20 protein-coding genes are annotated in these 25537 nt (G+C 58.3%); 14 read left to right on the forward strand and 6 right to left on the reverse strand.

The features are described 5' to 3' along the window. Positions 1-99: 99 nt before the first annotated feature. The 3 genes from SMC1_RS07555 to SMC1_RS07565 all read left to right on the forward strand — a co-directional run bounded on the left by SMC1_RS07555 (position 100) and on the right by SMC1_RS07565 (position 3466). Entirely contained in the window at positions 100-426 is a 327-nt protein-coding gene (locus SMC1_RS07555; protein WP_119086171.1) for a cupin domain-containing protein, read from the forward strand. A 198-nt stretch (positions 427-624) separates the two neighbouring features. Continuing rightward, positions 625-2517 carry a phosphoenolpyruvate carboxykinase (GTP) gene (locus tag SMC1_RS07560; RefSeq protein ID WP_119086172.1) on the forward strand — a complete coding sequence of 631 codons (1893 nt, stop codon included), beginning with the start codon at positions 625-627 and terminating at the stop codon, positions 2515-2517. Between the two features lie 190 nt (positions 2518-2707). Further along, on the forward strand, positions 2708-3466 hold the full coding sequence (locus SMC1_RS07565; protein WP_119086173.1) for a class I SAM-dependent DNA methyltransferase: 759 nt from the start codon (positions 2708-2710) through the stop codon (positions 3464-3466). A gap of 95 nt (positions 3467-3561) precedes the next feature. Here the strand turns inward: SMC1_RS07565 and ptsP are convergent, their stop codons facing one another. From ptsP to SMC1_RS07585, 4 genes are all read right to left on the reverse strand, one after another. Then, positions 3562-5187 carry a phosphoenolpyruvate--protein phosphotransferase gene (gene ptsP, locus SMC1_RS07570; RefSeq protein ID WP_119086174.1) on the reverse strand — a complete coding sequence of 542 codons (1626 nt, stop codon included), beginning with the start codon at positions 5185-5187 and terminating at the stop codon, positions 3562-3564. Further along, on the reverse strand, positions 5184-5453 hold the full coding sequence (locus SMC1_RS07575; RefSeq protein WP_119086175.1) for an HPr family phosphocarrier protein: 270 nt from the start codon (positions 5451-5453) through the stop codon (positions 5184-5186). Before SMC1_RS07575 ends, ptsP begins: the two co-directional genes overlap by 4 nt. A gap of 131 nt (positions 5454-5584) precedes the next feature. Beyond that, the gene (locus tag SMC1_RS07580; protein ID WP_165849323.1) at positions 5585-6604 is read right to left on the reverse strand and encodes an amidase domain-containing protein; all 1020 of its coding nucleotides are present in this window, start codon (positions 6602-6604) and stop codon (positions 5585-5587) included. A 136-nt stretch (positions 6605-6740) separates the two neighbouring features. Then, on the reverse strand, positions 6741-8018 hold the full coding sequence (locus SMC1_RS07585; RefSeq protein ID WP_119086177.1) for an Nramp family divalent metal transporter: 1278 nt from the start codon (positions 8016-8018) through the stop codon (positions 6741-6743). Between the two features lie 215 nt (positions 8019-8233). On the opposite strand from SMC1_RS07585, the gene cas6 reads away from it, so the two are divergent. The 6 genes from cas6 (at position 8234) to SMC1_RS07615 (ending at position 17027) form a co-directional block, all read left to right on the forward strand. Then, positions 8234-9901 (forward strand): CRISPR-associated endoribonuclease Cas6, encoded by a 1668-nt coding sequence (gene cas6, locus SMC1_RS07590; RefSeq protein WP_119086178.1) that lies wholly within the window; start codon positions 8234-8236, stop codon positions 9899-9901. Positions 9902-10057: 156 nt separating this feature from the next. Then, positions 10058-11518 (forward strand): MATE family efflux transporter, encoded by a 1461-nt coding sequence (locus SMC1_RS07595; RefSeq protein WP_119086179.1) that lies wholly within the window; start codon positions 10058-10060, stop codon positions 11516-11518. Positions 11519-11529: 11 nt separating this feature from the next. After that, on the forward strand, positions 11530-13002 hold the full coding sequence (locus tag SMC1_RS07600) for an MATE family efflux transporter (protein ID WP_119086180.1): 1473 nt from the start codon (positions 11530-11532) through the stop codon (positions 13000-13002). A gap of 119 nt (positions 13003-13121) precedes the next feature. Next, positions 13122-14345: a magnesium transporter gene (locus SMC1_RS07605; protein ID WP_119086181.1), complete on the forward strand. Its 1224-nt coding sequence runs from the start codon at positions 13122-13124 to the stop codon at positions 14343-14345. A 9-nt stretch (positions 14346-14354) separates the two neighbouring features. Next, positions 14355-15632, forward strand: a complete 1278-nt coding sequence (locus SMC1_RS07610; protein WP_119086182.1) for an Nramp family divalent metal transporter — start codon at positions 14355-14357, stop codon at positions 15630-15632. A 72-nt stretch (positions 15633-15704) separates the two neighbouring features. After that, on the forward strand, positions 15705-17027 hold the full coding sequence (locus tag SMC1_RS07615; protein WP_119086183.1) for an MFS transporter: 1323 nt from the start codon (positions 15705-15707) through the stop codon (positions 17025-17027). Here SMC1_RS07615 and SMC1_RS07620 read toward each other — a convergent pair. After that, positions 16967-19207 carry an ATP-binding protein gene (locus tag SMC1_RS07620; RefSeq protein ID WP_207799360.1) on the reverse strand — a complete coding sequence of 747 codons (2241 nt, stop codon included), beginning with the start codon at positions 19205-19207 and terminating at the stop codon, positions 16967-16969. The two genes, SMC1_RS07615 and SMC1_RS07620, sit on opposite strands and share 61 nt — an antisense overlap. 222 nt (positions 19208-19429) lie before the next feature. On the opposite strand from SMC1_RS07620, the gene SMC1_RS07625 reads away from it, so the two are divergent. The 5 genes from SMC1_RS07625 (at position 19430) to SMC1_RS07640 (ending at position 24171) form a co-directional block, all read left to right on the forward strand. Further along, positions 19430-20917, forward strand: a complete 1488-nt coding sequence (locus SMC1_RS07625) for a stalk domain-containing protein (RefSeq protein WP_207799361.1) — start codon at positions 19430-19432, stop codon at positions 20915-20917. 85 nt (positions 20918-21002) lie between these two features. Continuing rightward, positions 21003-21155 (forward strand): hypothetical protein, encoded by a 153-nt coding sequence (locus tag SMC1_RS10660; protein ID WP_165849325.1) that lies wholly within the window; start codon positions 21003-21005, stop codon positions 21153-21155. A 105-nt stretch (positions 21156-21260) separates the two neighbouring features. Further along, positions 21261-21542: a hypothetical protein gene (locus SMC1_RS07630; RefSeq protein ID WP_119086186.1), complete on the forward strand. Its 282-nt coding sequence runs from the start codon at positions 21261-21263 to the stop codon at positions 21540-21542. A gap of 240 nt (positions 21543-21782) precedes the next feature. Continuing rightward, positions 21783-23075, forward strand: coding sequence for a neutral/alkaline non-lysosomal ceramidase N-terminal domain-containing protein (locus tag SMC1_RS07635; RefSeq protein WP_119086187.1), 1293 nt, complete (start codon positions 21783-21785; stop codon positions 23073-23075). A gap of 13 nt (positions 23076-23088) precedes the next feature. Then, on the forward strand, positions 23089-24171 hold the full coding sequence (locus SMC1_RS07640) for an SIS domain-containing protein (RefSeq protein WP_165849326.1): 1083 nt from the start codon (positions 23089-23091) through the stop codon (positions 24169-24171). 63 nt (positions 24172-24234) lie between these two features. Here the strand turns inward: SMC1_RS07640 and SMC1_RS07645 are convergent, their stop codons facing one another. Next, positions 24235-25443, reverse strand: a complete 1209-nt coding sequence (locus SMC1_RS07645) for an integrase catalytic domain-containing protein (protein ID WP_165849327.1) — start codon at positions 25441-25443, stop codon at positions 24235-24237. Between the last annotated feature and the right edge of the window lie 94 nt (positions 25444-25537).

Below are 25537 nucleotides of genomic sequence, written 5' to 3' on the forward strand. Positions count from 1 at the left end.
GACGTATGGAGTGCCGACACGGTTCCCGGGGTTACCCGGCCGACTGTGGACTGTTGCCCAGCATCGCGTATCCTGATATAATACAAAAAGAGGTATTCCATGGCGACAAACGAGCTTCACGGTAAGCAGTCCCGGCTGGTCGACCTCATCACGGTCCAGCCGGGAGCAGTTGTCAGCAAGACGCTGATCGAGCGGCCAACGGGGACAGTTACGCTGTTCGCGTTTGACAAGGGGCAGAAGCTGAGTGAGCACACGGCCCCGTTTGACGCGCTCGTGGCAGTACTCCAGGGGAGCGTCGACATCATCCTTGACGGCGTGCACCACACCCTGACAGCGGGGGACGCCATCGTCATGCCGGGTGGTGTCGTTCACGCAGTGGATGCGCTGGAACCATGTATCTGGCTGCTGACGATGATCCGGTCCTGACACCTGGAGGGACACGCAAATCCCTTCGCGAGGTTATGGTCCCCGCCGTCTTTGCACGTCGATTCAACCCGAAAGTGCTTGCGAACTGATGATTCGACCGGTCAGTCGATGGCTGTGACCTGTGTGTTTTCGCACAATGGTGTACTATATTGAAGTAGTGACAATGGCCGGTGGGCCAACATCGATGGAGGTGTGCGCATGGACGACAACGTCGCCAAGTTTCTGGAGGAACGGCTCGGCGGGGAGCAGTACGCGAAGCTCACCAAGATCTCAAATGGGAAACTGTACGATTTCATTGCCCACTTCATCAAGTTGCTCGATCCAGCGAGTGTCTTCGTCTGTGATGACTCGACCGGGGATCTCTCCTACATTAGCGAGAAGGCCATCCACGATGGGGAGGAGCAGCGCCTGGCAATGAATGGCCATACGATTCACTTCGATTCGCCTCTCGATCAGGGTCGCGACAAAGAGCACACGAACATCCTGGTAGACCCGGGCGAAGAGATGGGTCCCGAGATTTCCACTCGCGACCGCACCGAGGGTCTCAAAGACATAGGCGAGGTCATGGACGGCATTATGCGCGGACGTCAGATGCTGATCGTCTTTGCTACGCTGGGGCCGAACGGTTCCGAGTTCGCTATCCCCGCAGTTCAACTTACCGACAGCCCCTATGTCGCACATTCGGAGAAGCTGCTGTATCGGCCTGGCTATGAGGAGTTTATCCGCCAGGGTGAGCAGGCACACTTTTTCAAGTTCGTGCACTCCGAGGGCGAGCTGACCGAGAGCAAGACGACGAAGAACATAGACAAACGCCGTATCTACATCGACCTCAAGGACGATACTGTCTATAGCGCCAACACACAGTATGCCGGCAACACGCTGGGCATGAAGAAGATGGCCATGCGCCTTGCCATCCACCGCGGGTCGCAGGAGGGCTGGCTGTGCGAGCACATGCTGGTCATGGGCATCCACGGGCCTCATGGTCGCGTCACCTACTTCACGGGCGCGTTCCCCTCGATGTGTGGCAAGACCTCGACCGCTATGTTGGACGGCGAGAGCATCGTTGGCGACGACATCGCCTATCTCCGTAAGATCGATGGTGTCGTGCGAGCAGTCAACTGCGAGCACGGCATGTTTGGTATCATCCTGGGTGTCAACAGCAAAGACGACCCTATCCAGTGGAAGGCACTTCATGCGCCCGGTCATCAAGTCATTTTCAGCAACGTCCTCAGGACCGATGACGGCGGGGTATACTGGGAGGGCAAGGACGCAGCGGTCCCTGAGCACGGTGTCAACTTCAAGGGCGAGTGGACCCCGGGCAAGCTCGACAAGGATGGCAAGCCCGTGCCCGCTTCTCACGCAAATGCCCGCTTCACGCTGGGACTGGGCATGCTTGAGAACCTGGACAAGAACGTGGACAATCCTGACGGTGTCGAGGTCAGCGCATATGTCTACGGCGGTCGCGATTCGGACACTTGGGTCCCAGTAGAGGAATCCATCGACTGGGCTCATGGCATCGTCGCCTTTGGCGCATCTATCGAGTCCGAAACGACAGCTGCGACCATTGGCAAGGCCGGCGTGCGTCAGCACAACCCGATGTCAAACCTGGACTTCCTATCCATCCCGCTGGGCAAGTACCTGCAGATCAACGTCGATTTCGCCAAGGGAGCCAAGTGGCTGCCAAAGATCTTCGGCGTCAACTACTTCCTCCAGAGCCGCCACGGCAAGTTTCTCAACGGCAAGAATGATAAGAAGGTCTGGTACAAATGGATGGAGCTGCGCTGCAACGGTGACGTCAAGGCCATCAAGACCGTAACGGGCTGGATCCCGGAGTACAAAGACCTTGCCCCGCTGTTCAAGGACATCATCGGTCGCGAGTACACGCACGAGGAGTACGAGGCCGAGTTCTCACTGCGCATCCCCGAGAACCTGAGCAAGATCGACCGCGTCATTGCAAGCTGGAAGAACAGCACGCACGACACGCCTGAGGTCCTGTTCACCGAGCTCGAGGCCCAGCGTGCACGTCTGCTGGAAGCACAGAAGACCTTCGGCGACGAGGTCAAGCCCTCGCAATGGAGTGTCATCGCCTAGCCCTGTAACATCAGGTACTTTGGGGACAGGCCACACTAGTGTTACAGCGCCTCTCCATGTGGAGGGGCGCTGTCGTCATTTCTGGCCGATTCCTCTTGCCTGAGGCGGACCGGCCTGTCAGCATCATCGGTGTTGACCCCGGGGCGTGCTGGTGCTAGATTGGCTCGAAGCGCACTGGTGGGAGGTTCGCATGGAGTCGTCTTACACGGCACCATTTGCACAGGCATACAACCAACGATGGACCGGGTTTGTAACGCTGGTCGGGCCGAGGCTGCGGACCTTGTACGAGGAGGTCTGTCCCCGGGGCGAGCGGTCGCTGCTCGACGTCTGCTGTGGCACTGGGCAGCTGGCGCTGCAGTTCCTGCAGGCGGGGTATGTCGTGACTGGTCTGGACAACTCGGAACCCATGCTAGCCCATGCGCGCATCAATTGCGCTTCGTTCGTATCCTCTGGCGAGGTCTCCCTTGTCCAGGGTGACGCGGCCGACTTCTCGCTATCCTCGCGGTTTGGGCTTGCCGTGTCGACGTTCGACGCCCTCAACCACCTGTCCGGCATCGACAGCTTGCTGTCCTGTTTCGCCTGTGTGCACCAATGTCTGCTGCCTGGAGGCTTGTTTGTGTTTGACCTCAATACGGTGATGGGACTGCGACGCTGGAACAATGTGACCGTGGAGGACGCCCTGGATGCGATGGTTATCAACCGCGGCATGTACGACGAAGGCAAGCGTCAGGGGCGCATCAAGATCTCTGGATTTGTCCGGCAGGAGTCGGGCAGCTGGCTTCGCTTCGACGAGACATTCGTGGAAAACGCGTGGTCGGTGCGAGAGGTGACCACGGCGTTGCTGGAGGTCGGGTTCAGTGCGGTCTACCAGGCGCGTGCCGCAGACCTGACCGTACCTCTTGCCGACCCGGAGTCTGAGCCCCGCGTCTTCTTCGTCGCTCGGGTGTAACAGAAGTGGGGTCTTTCCCCATTGTTTCACGGCAGTAGCAGAACCGGCCCCGCCTTTGAACGGGGCCGGTTGTTGTTCCACGAGAAAAGAGGCGGCTAGAGGGACAGGATGATCTGCTTGGCGCGCGGGATCTTTGCGGAGGACATGGACAGTTCGTCGATGCCCATGGCGATAAGAACAGGGATTGCCTGCGGGTCGCCTGCCAATTCCCCACAGACGCCCACCCATTTGCCATGGGCGTGTGCCGCTTCGATGGTCATGCGGATGAGTGATAGCACGGCTGGATGCAGCGGCTGGTACAGATAGTTGAGGTCGCGGTTCGTTCGATCGGCGGCAAAGGTGTACTGTGTCAGGTCGTTGGTACCGATTGAGAAGAAGTCGACTCTGTCGGCAAGACGCTCCGCATCGAGGGCCGCAGACGGGATTTCCACCATGATGCCGACCTCGAGGTCGTGGTCATACGCGATCTCTTCTGCGTCCAGTTCCTTGCGCACGCTCTGGAGCAGGAGATTGGTCTGTTCGATCTCTTCAGCGACGGCGATCATCGGGTACATGATTCGCGTCGTGCCAGCCGTGCTCGCCCGCAGAATGGCGCGCAGCTGAGTCTTGAACAGTGTTGGTCTGCGCAGGCCAAGACGGGTCGCGCGTACGCCGAGGAACGGGTTGGCCTCGGCGGGCAGGTGCAGGTATGGGATCTGTTTGTCTCCTCCGATATCAAGGGTCCGAATGATGACAGGCTTGCTGCCAAATGCAGTGAGAACAGCGCGGTACGCTTCGACCTGCTCTTCCTCGGTGGGTGGGCTGTCCCGGTCGAGGAACAGGAACTCCGTGCGATACAGGCCGACCCCGTCGGCGCCGAACCGCAGGGCCGTGGCGACGTCACCAGGGCCGCCGATGTTGGCAGAAACCTCAATACGCTTGCCGTTCCTGAGGGCCACTTCCTTATCCTTGTACTGGGTCAGGAGCTCCTGTTCTGCTGCAAGAGCGCGGGCGCGCTCTTCGAGGGTCGCACGTTCCTCGGGGGTGGGGTCCAGAACAACCGTCCCGGCGGCTCCGTCGACGCCCAGGCGTACGTGTTCATCGACGCCTGCAAGCGCCGTGCCTAGGCCGACGACGGCGGGAAGGCCGAGTGCCTGAGCAAGGATGGCCGTATGGCTTGTTGTGCTACCCTGCTCTGTCACAAAGCCCAGCACATTCTCGCGGTCGACGGATGCGGTATCCGCTGGAGCAAGGTCACGCGCAACGACGATCGCCGGGTACGGCAGGGCGCGCAGGTCGGCCTTGGGCATCCCCAACAGGGCGCGGACCACACGATCCCCGACATCCCGGATATCCTTGGCCCGCTCACGGAAGTAGGCGTCGGCCAGGTTGTCCATTAGCTGGGCACTGTCCTCATAGGCACGGTGTACGGCTGCTGCGGTGCTGTATCCTTCTCGCGCATACCGTTCCATGGCCTGCTGCAGCGTCGGGTCGTCCAGGAACATCTCATAGGCGGAGAAGATCTCGGCTTCCTTGCTCTTGCCCTGCTCTTTCATACGTGTGTATAGCGCTTTGACCTGACGATGGACGCTCTCGTTTGCTAGACTGATCGCCTTGAGTTTCTCCTCCCCGGAGATGGAGTCGTGAGATTCGAGATCCAGGATGATGTCGTCCGGGCGGTAGATGTATACTCGACCGATGGCGATGCCTGCTGATGCAGCAATTCCTTTGAGGGTGCTCATTCCTCTTCGCCGATGGTGGTTGTCAGCAGAGTCTCCAGAGCGTCGAGTGCTACAGTCTCATCAGCTCCTTCAGCCTCCACCTCGATGACAGAGTTCTTGCCAGCGCCCAAGGAAAGCACGCCGAGGATACTCTTGGCATCTACTGTACGGCCTTCACGGGTGATTCTGATCCTTGACTTGAAGTGCACCGCTGTCTGAACGAACAACGTGGCAGGACGTGCATGCAACCCACTCTTGTTGTGAACAGTAAACGTTCGCGCTGTCATAGTGCCGTCGCCTCCCCGGGCGTTCCCCGCCTTTTCCGTCGTGGTGGGGCGTCGACTGTCAGTCTACTTCGGATGTAGAAAATGTAACACAGAATCGTGAACAGCAGTGAATCGCCGCTCCTGAGCTGTCGTCAGTCTTGGGGTATGCCTGTGCGGGGAGCCTCTGGGGTTCGGAACGTGGTGTCCGATCCTGTCGTGAGGTTGCCATCTGGTGCGACCCGCACCAGACGCGTGTGATATAGCGTGTCTGGTTTGAGCCCCGTGACTGCAAGGTCGACATTGCATGTCACGTATCCGAGAAGTGGACCCTGCTTGTCCGTGGCGTAGTCGTAGGTTTCCGAAGCACCATATTCGAAGAACCAAAGGGCTGGCTGACCATCAGGCCTGATGACTCCCTTCAGCATTGCCGACGTCGACGTTATCGATGACGGAGCAAGCGTCGTGACAAGACTTTCGGGTTCGACTGGTTCGGGTTGAGGGTTGAGAATCGTGGCAGGGACTGAACTTCTCGTCGTCACGGCAGGCTGGGCCACAACGGCTGTCTTTGCAGAAGTTGCAGGCTTGGGAGCCACTGCGACGGTGACCGGCGACTTGACGATGTGGTAGTACTTGACGTACGTCCAGCCGCTGAACAGCCAGCCTAGGGTTGTTTTCTTCCGGTCATACGTGTGGGCGTTGAAAAGGGGTTGGCCGTTCGACTGCTTGGCCGAGACAAATACGGCGTGACGCAGGCCCAGCCAGTTGCCGAAAATGGCGACATCGCCGGGTTGCAGGCCGGTCGGTGCACGCGAACTCGAGGACATCTTCCAGACAGTGGCTTTGAGGGTGTTCGTCAGGAAAGTGTCCAGGTTCATGCAGAGCGCAATGCAACCCCTCGTGTCGGCCGAAGAGCTTGCCCGCAGGTTGAGGCCGCCTGCAATAAGGCACTGTGAAACAAAGTTGGCACAATCACCGAAGCCGTAGCTCTGGAACTTGGGATTGCGCTTGTTCCACCACTGGTCCGCATACTGGATGGCTTTGAGAGGGTTGTACGTCCCAGCGCTGACGCGTGGGGCAGGAGAGAGAACCACCGAGGAGGCTGTCGCTACGATGATGGCTAGAACGACGGCGATCTGCCTTCTCCAGCGTGCTTCTGCTTTTGAGTTTGTCACAGTACAACTCCTTTCTTCCCGCGTGGTCCGACTTGGGATGGCCAAATAAGGGGCACCCTTCCCTTCTGCCGAGTTCATTAAAGCCAAGCCGGTTGTCTTGTCAAGAGCGCAAGAGCGTGAGCTGCCCGTTCTGCCGCTAACGAAGGAGATTGCGAAGCGTGTCGACCAGGAGAAGGACGTTGAGGCCACTGACGACGACCGTCGTCGTCCACAGGAGGACGCGGTCGAGTATAGTGTTCACATACTTTCCCATCACGCGCGGGTTTGAGGTGAGCAGAATCTGCAGGATGATCGTCCACGGTAGCTGAATGGAGAGTGCTATCTGGCTGAAGATCAGGCCCTTGAACGGGTTGGTGATCACGAGCGCAATCAGCAGAGCCCCAAGCAGTGTTATCATGATGCCCAGCCTAGTGTGATTGTCCGACGGATCATAGGGTTCCCCCGACATGCCGGCAACAATACTGCCACCTGCCATGCCCGCAGTAACTGAAGATGAGAGGCCGGCCATGAGTAGTGCTCCACCGAAGACGATGGCGGCTGCCTGACCCAGCATGGGCCGCAACATGGCCTGTGCCTGTCCAAGTTCTGTGACGGTGGTTCTGCTGGCAAAAAAGGTCGCTGCGGCAAGGATGATCATGGAGCTGTTGATGGCCCAGCCGACCACCATGGAGTTCAGGGTGTCCACGAACTCGAACCGGAGTTGCTTTTCTATGACGTCTGTACCCTTCTGGTTCAGCTGGCGGCTCTGGATGATCTCGCTGTGCAGGAAGAGGTTATGCGGCATGACGACGGCGCCGAGGACACTCATGATGACAGGAATGGAGCCCAGGGGTATGGCGGGGGTAACCCACCCGGTCGCCACCTCTGCCCAGGGGATACGCACGAGCGACAACTCATACAGGAAAGAAAGCCCTATCAGCGACACGAATGCGATGATGAGCTTCTCGATGCGCCGGTAGCCGTTGCTGAGAAGGAGCCAGATGACAGCGGTCGACACGAGAATGGCGCCGATACGCAGAGGCAGCTTGAACAGCAGGTTGAGCCCGATGGCGGCTCCCATGATCTCCGCAAGGGCCGTGGAGATGCAGGCGGCAACGGCCGAGCCCAGAACAAGGTGAGCGAACCAGGGACGTATGAACTTCGTGGCTGCCTCGGAGATGCACAGACCCGTGACAATGCCCAGGTGGGCGGCATTGTGCTGCAGGACGATAAGCATCAGTGTCGACAGTGTCACCATCCACAGGAGGCGGTACCCATAGAGCGAGCCTGCAGCGACATTCGATGCCCAGTTGCCGGGATCGATGAAGCCCACGGTTACGAGAAAGCCGGGACCAATGTACTTCAGGAGTTCCAATGCCTGAAGACGCGGAGTATGACCGTTGAATGATTTCTGGATCCGTGTGCGCAGATTCATGAGCTGAGTATATGTGGCCCGGGAATGTCATCAAGCGTCTGCGGGCAGGTCTTGCCCGTTCCTCTTGAAGTTGTGGTTGCACCGCGCCTGACAACTCCTACAATAATATTATCTATAGCAGGACATTCGAACGAGCACCCCAGTGGCGGGGTGCGTCATGGCCATAATGGCTCACCTTTCCGGTTGTCTGTTCTCTGAATTGAGTGGAGGTTTTCATGCGTATCAGGATCGAAGTACAGAGCGCTCTCGACAAGTTCATTTTGCCTCAGGGGTACAACCCCTACGTGCAGGGGCTTGTCAATGCGTGCATCCCCGAAGACATCAAGTGGTCTGGCATCGCGACGGGCACGGAAGAGGTCCATTTCAAGCTCTTCACCTTCTCGCAGCTCTATGCGAAGTCGGTGGAGCGCATCGACATCGCCCCGCGTGAAGAAGCTGAAGCGGATGGACACGTTCACTATCAGTTGGTGATGTCCTCACCTGTCTGGTTCTACCTGTCGTCGCCCAGCCCCGAGTTCATCGAGGCGCTTTCGCCTCGCCTGGAGCAGGCCCATGACCTTCACCTCGAGCGGAACCTCGTGCAATCGGTGCGTGTCAGTGCCGCCTACCCCGTTACCATACCCGCTCACGGGTTGGTGACATGGCGCATTCGCACCATCAGCCCCATCACCGTGTACCAGAGCGAGAGCAAGGACAGCAACTCCGCACGTTACTTTGCGCCCGACGACCCGTTATTCGCCAAGATTGTTCTGGACAATGCCGTGCGCAAGTACTACGCCTGGACACAGGAGAAGGCACCCAGCGATGGTTTCAGCATCATCTGTCTCGACCATACGCCGCATCTGGCTGTCATCTCGTTCAAGGACACGCCTGTGCGCGGCTATACAGGACGTTTCCAGTTGACTGGAGATGCCAAGCTGCTGTCGTTCCTGTACGAGTCGGGCCTGGGAGGCAAGAACTCTCATGGGTTCGGGATGTTCGACATCGCGCCTGAGGGAGAGGACGACGCTCATTGGCGTCGCAGGACAGAAGAAGATACCCATGAGGTGCGCAGGACTCCTTCGACGCCTATGGCCGCTGCCGATCAGGACAAACCGGACCGCCACGAGCGATCGAACAATCGTGGACAGGAAGGGCACGTGTGGCACGGCGAGCATCACGGTGCCGCTGGCGAGAGCAGCCCCTCGGGAAGTGCGGGATCCAAAGACGATCGGACGCATGTCAGCCGCCCGCGTCCCCAGGGTGAGCATTCAGATCGTCCGCATACCGACCGCCCTTATTCGGACAGGCCGCACACAGAGCGTTCTGCCTCGGACCGTCCACATACAGATAGACCGTATTCAGATCGTCCGCATACCGACAGGCCCTACTCTGACCGTCCCAGGACGGAGGGGCCGCGACTCGATGGCACGCCAGGAACGAGCCGGGGAACGGGGCGTCCAGGTACGGACAATCGAAGGTTTCAGTCTTCTCCGCGCGGTGGTACTTCTGATCGGAGAGGCCCTCGCGGCACAGAGGAACCGAATCGCAAGTTTGTAAGCCGCTATGCTCCCGACATCAAGCCGGTGAGCCACGAGAAGGCGGCTACCGGTTCCTACAGCATCTGGGATGGCAAGGCGAAGACCGAGCTGCCGCGCTTCGTCCGTCCGGACGGCACCGAGAGCACTGGCGGTCCTCGTCCGAACGAGCATCGTGGGGGACCTCGTCCTGATGCTTCTGGTCGTTCTTCAAGTGGAGACGGGCGCCCCCAGGGTGACAGACGTGGTGGGAGTTTTGGTGCTTCCAGACCAAGCGGAAGCTCTGGTTCAGTGCACCGTCCCAGCGGAGGGCACGGTGATCCGCGCGATCATAGGGGAGGCAAGGGCGGCCCCTACAACCACTAGCTTCGATCGAGATTGAGCTGACCACGAGAGGCGCCATACGGCGCCTCTCTTCTGTATGAGGGATCCGTGCCATTTCTTGTTCGTAGTACGAATAAGGGTATACTACTAGACGTCTGAAGCAGGTGCGGGTTTGTGCCCCACCGTCTGGAGGAGACCGTGGCAAGAACCGCATCAAGAAAAGAGATACTCGAGGGACCCATCGTCCGGATCATGTTCAGACTGGCATGGCCGTTGATGATTTCCAGCCTGCTGCACTACCTGTACAATATGGCCGATACCTTCTGGGTAGGTCACTTGCCCGTGTCGGAGAATGCCTCCGCGGTCGCCGGACTTCAGATAGCCGGCCCGGTCATTTTCTTCCTCATGGCATTTGCCTTCGGGTTCAACTCCGGAGGGCTGGCGCTCGTGTCCCAGTACATGGGTGCTCATCGGAAGGAGGAAGCGAATACGGCAGCTGCCAAGACGCTTTCGCTGTCGATTGTCTTCGGGCTGTTCATCATGGTTACAGGCGTCATCTTCTCACCTGCCCTGCTGAGGCTCCTCACCTCAGACCCTGCTGTTGCCCGCGCCGGAACGGTCTACACGCGTATCATCTTCATCGGCATGCCCTTTGAGTTCGTCGCGGCGGCGTATGCCCAGGTCATGGCAGCGTACGGGGATACGATCACGCCCATGCTCGTAAACTTGGCGACCGTCCTCGCTAATATTGTCCTGGACCCATTCATGATCTTCGGGTGGGGGCCCTTCGCGCGCATGACGGTGGCAGGGGCTGCGGTGGCCACCATTATCTGCCAGGCCATCGCCGCAGTCATCTCACTGGTCATACTGTTCAGGGGGAGACATGGTCTCCGTGTCAGCTGGCGCGACCTTCTTCCGGACTGGTTCTGGTACAGGCGCATTCTCAAGATCGGCCTTCCTGCTTCCATTGGTGTCTCTGGGACGTCATTCGGGTTTCTGGTTCTGACGGGCATCATCGGCCGTGTGCCCAACGCTACAGTAGCACTCTCGGCATATGGCATCGGTGACCGCTTCATCAACATCAGTTTCGTTGCCATCGATGGTCTGTCGCTGGCCATCTCGACGATGGTCGGGCATGCTTTGGGCGGGGACCTGCGGAAACGAGCCAACAGTGTCGTATGGACTGGCACTGCGCTGATGTTTGGCATGCTTGTGGGTGAAGGGATCCTTCTGTGGGTTTTCACGCCATGGTTGTTCAGGGCCTTCATTCCAACACAGCCAGCGATCATCAGCGAAGGCATCCTGTTCATGTCCCTGTTCCTCCCCTCCATTCCGTTCTTTGGCATCGTCAACGGGGTCCAGTCGGCGTTCCAGGGTTCAGGGCACAACACGCCGCCCATGATCATGCAGCTCGTACGTCTCTGGGGTCTTCGCGTCCCGCTGTCATGGTTCTTTGGGTTTGCCATGCACATGGGATCGCGCGGTATCTGGACCGGTATGCTGATCAGCAACGTCCTTGCGGCTGTTCTGGCACTGGTGTTTCTTGCAACGGCCGACTGGCACCACAAGGTCATTGAACACAGGCTTGCACTGGCTGAGGCGACCGATGAGACGGGCACGTCAGAGTTGATCCCGACGCCGGCCGAGCCCGGGGTGTAGGGGGGGCGGACATGAGCCGGCGTCCGACGATGCCCACGCGCGAGGAGATCCTTCACGGTCCAGTGGTGGCGACAATGTTCCGGCTGTCCTGGCCCGTCATGGTAAGCTCCCTGCTCAACATGGTGTACAACATGACCGATACGTTCTGGGTCGGGCACCTTCCAAAGACCGAGAACGCGGCAGCAGTCGCTGGGCTTCAGGTGTCAGGCCCTGTTGTATGGTTCCTCGTCGCATTCGCGTTCGGATTCGGGTCCGCAGGTCTCGCTCTCGTTTCGCAGTTCATGGGAGCGCACAACGAGGTTGACGCGGAGAAGGCGGCTGGTCAGACCATGTCTCTGGCAATCCTGCTTGGATTCGCTGTGGCGATCATCGGCGTGGTGCTGTCGCCGATTCTTCTCCCCGTCCTGACTCCAGACCGGGCCATTTCGGCGATGGCGATAAGCTACACGCGGATCATCTTCATCGGGATGCCCGCCATCTTCGTCTCGGCCCTGTACGCGCAGATCATGAATGCTTATGGAGATACTGTTACGCCGATGCTCATCAACACGATCACCGTCGGTCTGAATGTCATCCTGGACCCGCTGATGATCTTCGGATGGGGCCCGTTTGTCCACATGGGTGTAGCCGGTGCCGCTCTTGCGACCGTCCTATGTCAGGTCCTGTCCGCCGTTATCTCGCTCTCGGTTCTCATGACCGGGAGGCGAAAGCTGAGAGTGACCTGGGGCGACCTGCGTCCCGAGATTGGCTGGGTCAAACGCATCCTCCGCATCGGACTTCCCGCATCAGTCGGGGCATCCGGTACGTCCTTTGGGTTCATTGTCCTGACGGGCATCATCGGCCGCGTCCCCAACCCCACGGTTGCGTTGTCGGCGTATGGGATTGGTGATAGGATGTTCAGTATCACTTCCCTCATCAACGATGGGGCTGGCATGGGCATAGCCACGATGGTGGGACGGGCGTTGGGTGCCGGCATGAAGGAACGGGCCACAGCCGTCGTGCGACAGGGGACGACTGCCATCATCGGCCTGATGGCAGTTGCGAGCGTTCTTCTGCGCCTCATTACGCCCCTGGTGTTCCGGGCGTTCATTCCGAGCCAGCCGGAAATCATCGCCGAAGGCGTTCTCTTCATGTCAATCTTTCTCTGGGCCAACCCGTTCTTTGGGCTCATGATGGGTGTCCAGTCGGCGTTCCAGGGCTCAGGACACAACGTTCCAAACATGATTCTGGACCTGGTTCGGCTATGGGGCCTGCGCGTGCCGCTGGCGTGGTTCTTTGCCATGACCCTTAAACTCGGATCACGTGGCGTCTGGATTGGCATGACTGCCAGCAACGTGGTGGCAGGTTTCCTCTCGCTCATTCTTGTGTTCACGATCGACTGGCGCCAGAATGTCATCGAGCACTTGCTTCTTCCTGAGGCTCTCCTCATGGGCGAGGAAGCCATATCATCCATCTCCAGCGTTGAGGTCGACGACCGTCCGTAGGCCGTCTGCGCCTGCGTTCACCCTGCTGATTGCCGCGTCTTCACGGGTGTGCTTGACACCGCAAGCCATCATGCGTAGCATACAGGCGCTGTGCTATTCTCTCGCCCCAGGAGGCGCGAATGTTCTACCTCAGTAACATTCTTGGCATGCGCGTTCTGGATCGAAAGCAAGCCGTAGTCGGCTCGATAGCTGACCTTGAAGTGGCGACTGGCGAGAAGTTCCCGGTCGTCGTGGCTGTTCTCGTCAAGACGCAGCGCGGCTTGACGCGCGTGGCGTGGCATAACGTGCGCGGCCTGGGCATCACAGAGTGTACTCTCAAACTCGCTGATGCCGAACTTCAGCCCAACTTCAAGCTGGAAGACACCTCCATGCTGTTGCTCAACCATGTGTTGGACAAACAGATTGTCGACATCCACGGTGCGAAGGTCGTGCGTGTGAACGATATCGAGCTGGCGGAAAGTCACGGGCAGCTACGTGTCATAGCGGCCGATGCCGGGTTCCGGAGCTTCATGCGCAGAGCTGGATTCGCGTGGCTCATCCACATTATCGAACGGCGACGCCATCACAAGATTGGCGAGAACTCGATTCCGTGGAGCTTTGTAGAGCCCCTCGGGCGTGATGTTCGCAGCGTGCAGGTGAGGGCGACGTGGAAAGAGCTCTCGAAACTGCACCCTTCGGATTTGGCGGACATCGCGGACGACCTGGATTTTAATGAGCGCGACGCTCTGTTCAAAGCGCTGAACGACGAGCAGGCAGCCGATACGCTGGCCGAACTGGAGGACGACAAAGTCAAGGTCAGTATCTTGGAACGGCTCGGTGTGGCCCGTGCGGCCGACATTCTGGAAGAGATGGACCCAGATGACGCTGCGGATATCCTGCAGGACACGCGGGCTGAAACGCAGGAGGCGATGCTTCAGGAAATGGATCCGGAAGAACGTGAGGACGTTCGTGAGCTGCTGGCCTATGACGAGGATACAGCCGGTGGCCTCATGACCAACGACTATCTCGAGATCAGACAGGAGATGTCGGCCGAGCAGGTCATCGAGGTTCTCCGTCGGGAGGCTCCAGACACGGAGACCATCTACTACCTGTATGTAACTGATGATGACGGGCATCTGGTGGGGATCTTGTCGCTGCGGGCGCTGATTGTCGCGCAGCCCGGCACCGCCGTAGCCGACATCATGCAGAAACGCACCGTTTCCGTGTTCGTGGACGATCCGAAGGGCAAAGTGGCGGAGATCATCGACAAGTACAGCTACCTTGCGCTGCCGGTTGTTGACCACGAGGGCGTCCTGCAGGGTATTGTCACGGTCGATGACGTCCTCGACCAGGCCATGGACTAGCCTGGCGCCATGGCACGAATCTGGGAACGCGTCAGGGGCAAGTTCCAGCGTTTTGCGCTGACACTGCCCATCATGCTCGCCGTTCTTGGACCCGGCATCATTACGGGCAACGTCGACAACGATGCAGGGGGCATTACCACCTACAGTGTCATCGGGGCCAGGTTCGGGTACTCCATGTTGTGGATGCTCCTGCTGATTACGTTTACGTTGGCCATGATCCAGGAGATGTGCGCCCGCATGGGCGTGGTCACGGGCAAGGGACTGGCAGACCTGATCCGCGAACGGTTTGGCATTCGCGTGACCATGGTGGTCATGCTGCTGCTGGTGTTTACCAACCTGACCAATACCATGGGAGAATTTGCCGGCGTAGCGGGAGCCAGCTCGATCCTGGGCCTGAACCGTTTCCTCGTCATTCCTGTCGTTGCATTTTTCGTCTGGCTTCTGGTCGTCAAGGGTTCATATCGTGCTGTGGAGAAGGTTTTGCTCGTGTTCTGTGTCCTGTACCTGACCTATGTCATCAGTGCTTTCATGGCACATCCCAACTGGGGAGTTGTTGCCAAGTCCGTTGTCGTTCCGACGTTTCAGATGAACCCCGAGTTCATCTCGCTGTTCATCGCGACGATAGGAACCACGATTGCGCCCTGGATGCAGTTCTACCAGCAGTCTTCGGTCGCGGAGAAGGCGATCGATCTGAAGCAGTATCGCTATGAGGTTCTGGACACCTATATTGGCAGTTTCCTCACCAACTTCGTCTCCTTTTTCATCATCGTCGCGTGCGCAAGTACTCTGTTTGTGGCGGGCGTCCGGGTCAATACAGCGGCAGAAGCGGCAGGCGCGCTGGCACCACTCGCGGGAAAATACGCGTCGATTCTCTTTGCCATCGGCTTGATCAACGCCTCGATCATGGCTGCTGGGGTCCTTCCTCTCTCGACGGCGTATTCCGTGGCAGAAGCATTTGGCTGGGAGTCGGGGGTCGGAAAGTCATTCCGCGAGGCCCCTCTCTTCTATAGTCTATATACGGCTCTTATCGTGCTGGGTGCGGGAACGATCATGTTCGTACCGGAGAGCAAGCTCATCGGCATCATGCTGTTTTCGCAGGCGGCGAATGGGGTCCTGCTTCCTCTGATACTTATCCTCATGCTGAAACTGATCAATGACAAGTCATTGATGGGTGAGTACGTCAACAGTCGGGGCAAGAACATCGCGGTATGGGCGCAGGCGATCGTCATGATCATCCTGGCGACGACGCTGACGGTCCAGACCGTGCTCCAGATGGTGAGGAACTAGGTTCTTGACTCTACAACAACGAGAGTAGACTGTAGCCATCGGATAATTCGGTTAGCGAAAGGAAGAGACTGAGTGAACATTCGAAAGCGGCTACCGGCTTTTGAGTCCAAAGACTACCGGCTCTGGTTTGCCGGCCAGAGTGTATCTCTTGTCGGTACGTGGCTCCAGAACACAGGGCAGTCCTGGCTGGTTCTCAAACTGACAAACTCACCCCTCAAGCTCGGGGTGCTGACCAGCATCCAGTTTCTCCCGTCTCTGATCCTCTCGGTGTTCATTGGACCGATCATCGATCGTTTTCCAAAGCGCTCGATCCTGTTGTTCACGCAGATCATGTATGCGCTGGCCGCCGCCGCTCTGGCTGCCGTGACGTTTGGGGGTCATGCGCAGTACTGGCAGGTGCTGGTTATTGCCGCCGTCACAGGCCTCATCAGTGCTATCGACTGGCCGACCAGACAGGCGTTTGTGGGTGAACAGGTGAACGACAGGTCTGCCGTCGTCAATGCTGTTGCCCTCAACAGCACGATGTTCAACATCGCCCGTGTTATCGGTCCTGGTATCGGCGGGGTCCTGATCGCCATCGTGGGCATTCCTTGGACATTTGCCCTGAACTCGGTCAGCTTCATAGCCGTCATCATCAGCCTGCTCCTGATGAAAGCAGGCCGCAAGCCGACCAAGAGCAAGATGGGGAGCTATGCCCAGGAAGTCCGCGAGGGCACGCAGTACATTGCCCAGAATCAAGTCATCATAAGCCTCTTGGCGATAGCAGGCATCATCAGCCTGTTCCTGCTCAATTTCAACATCACCATTCCCAGCTTTGCCCAGCTGACTCTTGGCCTACAGGCAGATGGCTACGGGGGACTGATGTCGGCAATGGGAGTAGGCGCACTCGCCGCCGGGGTACTCATGTCTCTCGGTGGAGCACGCCTGGAACCGACTCCTGCCTACATTTATGGTTCGGGGTTCATCCTGGCGGTTGCGATGATCCTCGTCGGAATACAGCGGAATTTTTACTTGACCGGCTTGCTGCTGGTCTTCTGTGGATTCGGCATGGCGGCTTTGTCGACGATGTGCAACACGGCGCTCCAGATGCAGTCACCCGACAACATGCGCGCCCGTGTCATGGCTGCCTACAACCTCGTCTTCGTGGGTTCGACCCCCATCGGCGCGCTCTATGCGGGCAAGATCTCGGATGCCCTCGGTGCCAATATGGGCTTCTTCGTCAGTGGGGTCATTGGTGTCGTATTCCTGGGGGTGATGCTGGTCTTCGTTACCCCCCGCGCCTTCCGGGGCCTGCGAACATTCGCCGTGGCTGACTCATCCGCCGGAGGCGGTTCTCAGACGGTCGGTTCCTCCGATGGGCTGGACGCCCGAGCGGCTGGAGTGGACAAAGACTGACGCACACGTGTGGCCAGTTCCTGAAGCGTGTAAGGTTTCGGGATGAAGGCCACGAATCCCGTACTGGCGAAAGGAGTGTCAGTCGCATCGTAGCCGGACATCAGGATTGCGGCCACCGACGGATTGATCTCACGAAGCTTCTCGAACAAGTCCTTGCCATTCATGTGCGGCATCATCATGTCGACCAGGACAAGGTCGATAGACCGCCATGAATCCTTGTAGATAGCGAGCGCGTTCACTGGATCGGCGGTGTCGGTGACGTGATATCCGAGACCCGAGAGGACCTTGACGGCAACACTGCGGACAACATCTTCGTCATCCACGATGAGCACCGATTCTCCCCGCACTGACCGAGGCATCGACCCGGAGACGGGTGTCTGGCGAGCCCTTCCCTGTGCTTCGGCACGGGAGACAGCCGGAAGGTACAGTGTGAACGTCGTTCCCTGGTTTGGCACTGAAGCCACGGTGATGATTCCCTTGTGGTCGTGCACGACGCGCCAGACGATGGACAGTCCCAACCCGGTTCCTTCAGGCCGCGTCGTGAAGAACGGTTCGAACAGGTGGTCCCTGGCCTCAGGTGATAGACCGCAACCAGTATCTGACACCCTGATCTGTACGTAGCTGCCGTCTGGGAGAACAGGAACGCCGTGGCTGACGCAGAAGGATTCGTCGATGATGACGTTGCAGGCGTCGACCGTGAGTGTGCCGTCGTGGTGTCCCATAGCATCGCGGGCATTGATGACCAGGTTCAGGATGACCTCTTCCAACTGCGTCCGGTCACCGAGAACGTATGCCAAATCTGGAGAGATGCTTTGTACTAGGGCAGTGCGTTTGTCAAAGCCCGGCATGGTGATCGAGAGCGTATCCGCCAGGACCTCGCCGATATCGACGTCGGCGATTGTCGGTGTGCCGTTGCGCGAGAAGGACAGCAATCGGTGCGTTAGTTCAGCGGCACGCCTCGCGGCGCGTTCAATGGTGTCCAGTCCCTGGTAGAGTTCAGTCCCTTGCATTGCGTCGACCCTGAGCAGCGACGCATGCCCCATGATCCCACCCATGATATTGTTGAAGTCGTGTGCGATTCCCCCTGCGAGTCTGCCGACGGCTTCCATCTTCTGTGACTGCAAGAGCTCTTTTTCCAGCTGCCGAGTTCGTTCCTCTGTGAGTCGCTGTTCTGTGACATCCCGGAAGATTCCTTGGACAATTGAAGCCCCGGCAGATGGTATGGACTGCAGGGAAGCCTCACAGATGACCTGTCGGCCGTCATGGGTGACGAAGGCCCAGTCAAACCGCTGTGCCTGTCCGGCAAGGGCCTGGTCTTCGAACGTGCGCATGGCGTCGGCAGATGGACGGCCGTCGGGCTGCATGGTGGGACTGATATTCGGGATGATCTTTCCTGTCAACTGTTTGGTTGTGGTGCCAAGCACTCGCCCTGCGGCGGTGTTTGCCTGTGTAATGACGTAGTCGCTGACGATCAGAATGGGATCGGGAGCTTCATCGAACAGAGCGTGATACTGCTGGTACGCCGTGCGAACGGTCTGTTCGGCTTTGAGCTGGTCCCGCAGGTCACGTGCGACGATGAGCACCCGTTTGCTTGGAGCCTGCAGGTTCGACATCATGACTTCGACAGGGATGAGGGCTCTGTCAAATGTGACAAACTGCCACAGCGTTGACGTAAGGCTTCGGTCCAGCAGAGACGTCAGGGTTTTCGACACATCTGCCTGTCCGACGAACATGATGGACCCCAGTGTGGCGCCGAGCAGGTCAGACTCTTTTCGAGCAAGAAGCGAACACAGTGCTCTGTTGACGGCCTCGATGCGCAGCTGTCCGTCAGCGCTGTCCACAAGCAGGGCCGGTTCCGGGACTGCTGCAAACAGCTGCTGATAGTAGGCGGCCCGGTCACGGGCGGCGCGTGCCGCGCGTTCACGTGAAGTAAGCAGGTAGATGACGAGCAGGACGGTGGCGATACCCCCGAGGACCAGCATTGTCGTTCCCAACCGATCGCTGCCGGCGTAGATGTTGGCGGCAACCACCAGCTGGGGAGGTGGCACGACCGGAGTGGTGGCATCGACCCGGGATATCGGTATGAGAAGCAGGACTGCGACGACAGCAAGCCCGACTGCGCGACGCATGGCGTACTGCGCTGCGAATGCTCCCCGGTACCCAGAACGACCAGTATTCACCGAGGTTACCATCCCCACTCTACCCACTGTCAGCATATATTTATAATATCCCGTAAACTTCCTCTGTAAAGCTCAAATCTGGCGTGCGCGGCTATCCTGCGGCGCGTTGAGGGGCTCAGTCTGAGGAGGAAAGTTCTGACAAGTGGGGATATGGAACAAGTAGAGAGGCTCGGCCGTCTAAAATATGCGTGTATACTGTATTTGTGTTGGAGGTATTGTGAAATGGTACATAAGCTCAGGGTCTTGTCTCGAAAAGCGTTGTGTGGTGTCGTAACACTGATACTCTTGTGTGCACCGGTGCCGGCTGCACACGCCCGAAGCACAATGGTTGTCCTTACGACGGGCAGTGCACGGGCGGTTGTAGACGGTCGCACGGTAACCATGCTCGTTCCCCCGATGATTGACCAGGCTTCTCAACAGACACTCGTCCCGATCGGGTTTGTTGCGAGGCAGTTCGGTTTTGGTGTGTCGGCAGTGCCCCAGAGCCTGGCCATCACGCTTTCAAGCGTCGAGCACACGATACGTGTGAGTCCAGGCAGTCTCGAGGTTCTCTTAGACGGTTACGTCGTCGGACTCTCCGTGACCCCGCGAGGGTTGATCGGTGAAGTGCTGGTCGCTGCTGCTGATGTGCAGCTACTGCTCTCTGTGCAGTATTCGCGCAGTTCGGTCGACCGCGAGTCGGTGTTCACGAAGGTTACCCCGGATCCAGTTGTGGTGGGACCTGTCGATTTTGGCGCCGTCACTTTTGAGACTCGTCGCGAACAGGTGTTCATGCAGACAGTGGACTTTAATATCATCCGTATCGACATGACGGGCAAGGGAATCCACGTTCTGAGCTGCCAGTCCATGGGTGGTCTGGGAACCGCTCGCTTCCCATCTACGTACGTGAGCAGTCTGAAACCGCTTGTACTCATGAACGCGACACCTTTCAATATGACGAGCTATATCATGAGTGGATCGGTTCAGGACCAGGGCACGCCTGTTTACTACTCGGGAACGTATGTCTCGACGATTGGTATTGACACAGACAATACCCCCTTTTATGTCGAAGGCACAGCTCACGTGGTCGTACGGCTGGACACGGGCAAGGAGTTTTCCGTAGCTCGCATCAACCAGCCCCCGGCCGCACCGTCGTCACAATCGCTTTCTCTGTACTCCAACTACTTCAGGGGCGGCCTGTCCGTCGGGGCGACCGAGGTGCTTGCGGTGCTTCAGCAAGGGAAGGTTGTCCGACTCATGTCCGGCAAGTACTTCACGCCGCGGACGCTGGCTGCGGGACAGATAGCACTGTATGCACGGAATCCTGCCGTCGCTGCGGCTTTGCGAATGTCGCCCGGAGCAGACCTGCGCTCCTACGTGGGTACGCGTGATTGTACTGGTTCTACGTTTGTGCAGTGTGGACCCGTCGTCGTGCTCGGAGGCAAGCCATATGTCGACTATCGGAAGTACAAGGACATTAGTCGCACCGCCAAGCTTGGTTCCCGTGCATTCATCGGCATGGACGACCAGAAGCATCTATATTTCATCGTGACGCCGGCAAAGGTGCGCCTGCAGTTCGGCGACGTCAGCCTGGCGCTGTCCCGGCTCGGACTCTTCACAAACGTGGTGACGCTCGACGGCGGAAGTTCGACGACCCTGTACTACAAGGGGCAGTATATCATAAAGGGAACTCGAGCATTGACCAACGTGCTGTGCGTCCCATCAATGTAGCAACTAAAGTTCGAGCTGTGGTTTGAAGGGTAACTAACCGCCTTCTTTGATGAACCGAAGGGGGTTGTGACGCAGGGGCATTGGTATGGCTCTGATGTTCGACGAGATGGCCAACCTCTGGATGAGAAGGGCCTCGCTCGGGTGGCTGGCCGTGGAGAAGGATGCACGCAGTTTCTCTGAACGCGCTGGGATGAGCGTGATGCATAGGTACGCTGCTCTGTGCAAGTCGTTGCCGTGAGCGAGACCGTATTCCCTTGCTTTTGACCAATTTGGACTACGATAGTATCGTATTCCTGACAGATTGGTCAACTCGCAATGCTTGTTGACTGTGGAGGAACCAGAAATGGGTGAACACAAGAACAAGGCCGGTTCGCCGGTACGAAATGGTCGGCACGGTTCGGAGCCGCGCACACGACAGACTTGGTCGACGATGGACAATGCTGCCAAGCGTCTGTTTATGGCCGTGCTGGTCGTGATGGCAGGAGCTCTTCTGTCCATGGTACCCGGGGCAAGGATTCCAGGGTACGTTGTGAGCGCCATCGGTTTCGTGTCGTACGTCCTCCTCCGTCTCATACCCGCGTGGTGGACTCGGCGTTCTTCGAGGCATGTGCCGGGAGCGCAGTAAAGAATCCCAACTCAATCATGAATTGTATAGTGCCTTGTCGCAATGCTCAGTCTTTCCAGAGAAGGCGACACTGCTATTGGAGACATGAGGCGGAGCTTCCCATGGTCAGCCCCGCAGGCGTCTCCGTAGCAGTAGGGAATGCAGGCAGAACAATGCAAGTTGCCGCTCGATTCGTGGTGCCATCGAACGAAGGCCTCGGTGTCCTGGTTGCAGTTGAGCCGTTTGTGAAGGGAGAATGCGATGCTTGAGACTGGATGTGGAAGCGCCGTCATCACCCCTCGTGCCGGGTTGCAGATGGCTGGATTTCTTGGCAAACGCATTGCCGAGGGCGTTCATGACGACCTCATGGCCAGGGTAGTGTATCTGGCAGACGGACCCGGGAATCGCATGATGCTCATCGTCGTGGACACACTCGAGGTAGACCGACAGTTCGTGGACGAGGTACGGAGACGGGTGGAGCAGGAGACCGGCGTACCTGCCGTCTGTTGTTTGGTTGCGGCTATTCATACGCATTCCGGACCTTCCGGGCTCGGACGGGTCGCTTTGCCGGGAGCGGCGGAAGACACCCAGCTTCTTGGGACTTTTGACGAGAGGCTGTTCAAGCGCACGGTCGCAGGATGTGTCACCGCTGCCAGAAAAGCTTGCAGGTGGGCTCGCGAAGGCACTATCAATAGCGGCATAACGAGCATGCAGCAACCGATCTGTGGTAATCGACGCGTTCATACCACAGAGCAGGTGCAGATGCGCGTGCTGGAAGTGGAAACAACCACACGATGCGCAGTGATCTATAACCTCGACTGCCACCCCACTGTCCTTCACGAGGAGAACCGCTTGTACAGCGCGGACTTCCCGGGGTTCGCCGCCAGCATCATGCCTCTCTTCGAGCCCTTTGTCACAATGCCCGTGTTCCTCAATGGGGCTGCCGGCGACATGAGTACGCGCTTCTACCGGCAGAGCTCCGACTTTGCAGAGGTGGAGCGTATTGGTACCATCGTGGCCGAGAGTGTTGCTGCAAGTCTGGATGTGCTGGAGCCAATGAAGGGACCGTTTGCGGTGCGGGCTGTCGAAGTTCCCCTGAGGCTGAAAGCCAGGCAGTTCCCCTCGGCGCAGGACCTTGAGCGCCGCATTGCTGACGCCCGGAAGAAGCTGGAAGTAGCTCGGTTGGAGCGGGTGCGGAATCTGAGGCCCCTGCAATCGGCTATCGAGGGACTGACTTTTGCGGCCAGGATAGCCGACAGTGCAGGCAGTGTGGAATACATCGACTCACGTCTGTCGCTGGTTCGATTTGGTGACATACTCGTGGCCGGGATTCCCGGGGAGCTGTTTTCCAGCCTGGGGAATGACATTCGAGCTGCATTTCCAGACCATGTTGTGCTGGTCGCCGGGTACTGCGGAGATTATGTGGGGTATATCCCCGATGCAGCAGCATATGACGAGGGTGGCTACGAGGCGTTCACGACATTCATCGCCAAAGGCGAGGGGGAGCAGTTGCGGGATGCTGCCATCAACGGGCTGCGTGCACTCTTGGCGTGACAGGGAGGGACCAGTGGAACAGCGGCTGATGATCCAGGAAGTGCGTGAGACGGTTTCAGTTCTCGAGCGCCTTGCGCACGAGGAAGGGCCGTCGATCGAGGGAATCGGGCAGCGGTTTGCCGCCACTGATCCTGACGTCGTCATTGAATCGGGACGTGGAACGTCGGACCATGCCTGCATGTACGGTCAGTATCTTATTGAATCGCTCTTGCGAATTCCCGTGGCTCTGGCGCTTGGGTCGTTGTACACGAACTACGGTCTGCCTCCCCGCATGCGGCGCGGCGCCGTCATCGCCATTTCGCAGTCGGGCGAGACGGAAGATGTTTGCAAGGTTGCGGAGCAAGCCGTCAAAGACGGCACCTTTACAGTCGGCGTCATGAATGTCCAGGGCAGCACTCTCGATCGGACAGTAGCTCCTAATTCGCTGTTTCTGCGGGCGGGACCCGAAGAGAGTATCGCCGCTACGAAGACCTTTACTGCATCACTGGCGGCACTCCTCCTTCTGGTCCACGCCGTCCGGGGCGACGCCTTTGACATCAGTACCGTCCTCGAATGTCTGGGAGGCATCGTCGAGCGAGAAGAAGAAGTGCGTCAGCAAGCACTGCGCTACACGTTCACTGATGACTTTGTCGTGTTGGGCACAGGCTATTGCTACGCGAATGCCCTGGAGGGCGCTCTGAAGCTGAAGGAGACCTGCTATATCAATGCGCAGGGTCTCTCCTCGGTTGACCTTATCCATGGGCCGCTGGCTGTCCTCAATCCAGATCTGCCTGTCATCATGTTTGCTCCGAACGACGCATGTCTGGACCTCAACATAGCAGTTCTGGAGCGTATCAAGTCGACGCGGGCTCATGTGCTGGTGGTCTCCGACAGTGACAGAGCCTTGCAGTACGGTGACATTGCGTTTCGCATCCCCCATGCGGACCCGACTGTCTATCCACTGGAGAACGCCCTGTTCGCGCAACTGTTTGCCTACAGCCTCTCGATTGCACGTAAGCTGAACCCGGACAAACCCCGTTTTCTCCGCAAGATCAGTCTCGTCCAAGACAACGAACGTCGTGCAGGCAACCCCGATGCGGACACTCTGCATCCCTGAACTACAGCACAGAAATCGATATGGCTATTGCGTGTCAACTCACGTAAGAATGTACGTGAACGATCAGGTCGTGAACTCACCAGAAACGGAGGCGTAGCTGCCACGTCTTTTGATGACCAACGGCTGCCTCCTTTTGGCAATTGCATCCAATTGGTCCTGGCAGAGGAAGATCTCATGGAGGAGGCTGGTCATGTCCAGTTCTGCACGGGTGGCAAGAAGAGGTTTCTTTGTCTCTTCGGGGACATCCTGCCGTGCGAGCATGTGTGCACAGGGGGTCTGTGCTGTGTTATACACCTTGGTGATGTGGCTCCCGGTCCTTTCCTTGTGGAGGAGCTTCTGGCTGGGAAGGAACCAGTTTACCAGGAGATGCAGTGCCTTGTACAGCCGGTTCAGCAGATCAATCTCCTCCCGGGTGTCATACCGGTCGTACCCCACGAACTTGCGGATGACAGAGTTATTCTTCTCTTCCACATGGGCGTTGTCGTTCCCCTGATACGGACGGGAACGGGTGAAGGTGATCCCCCGGGTATGCCAGAAGCGGACGAGATGGCCGTTCATGAACTCAGACCCATTATCCGCATGCAGGGAGATGACTCTCCCTGGGTACCTGCGGAGACACGACTCCAGTGCAGCCACTACATACACTTCTGCTTTCGTCCGTACGGCACCTGCTTCGGTCCATCCGGTGCTCCGGTCGGTGATGGTCAAGGTCCAGTTGAAGTCATCCACCGCTTGTCCTCCGTCATGACCCACCAGGTCCACGGCCAGGACACCAGGGAGATCCAGGGGAGGGTCCATGCAGGTCTGTATGGGAATCCTGTCCCGCAGCGGGGTGCTCCGGGTATGGGAGATCCCATGGAGACGGTACCTCTTTCGCTCTCCAGAGAGGAGTCTCGGGGTCGTGGCAGGACTCATCTGGAGGAGGAGCCTTCGGGTCTCCTCATCGATACGGAGATGTCCATGGGTGACCAGGTTCTCCACGAAGAGGGCCATGCCTGCTGCCAGACGGACAGGACCCAGGAACGTGCTTGCACTCCAGATGGCGATCAGTGCCTTCTGGACCGCAGGACCATACCGAGGTGGACGGTACTGGTGGATATGCTTCGTGGGGTCAGCCACCAGGATGGTCTCTCTCAGAACGTACCGCTGTCCAGCCTGGTGCAGGACACGGGCCGCATATCTCCTGCAATACTCAGTGGATTCACAGAAGTCGTCCAGCATCACCGACTTCTTTGCTTTCCTCGCCTTCAGACATGTTCGTGCTTTGACCATCGTGAGCTCCATTCCCGCTGTTTCTTTCCCACTCGAAGGGCCAGCAGCATTGTGCCCTCCTCGACCTCCATTTTGGATGAGGTGATGCGCTCAT

The sequence above is a fragment of the Candidatus Cryosericum septentrionale genome, assembly GCF_003570995.1.
In the GTDB taxonomy this organism is placed as follows: Bacteria; Caldisericota; Caldisericia; order Cryosericales; family Cryosericaceae; genus Cryosericum; species Cryosericum septentrionale.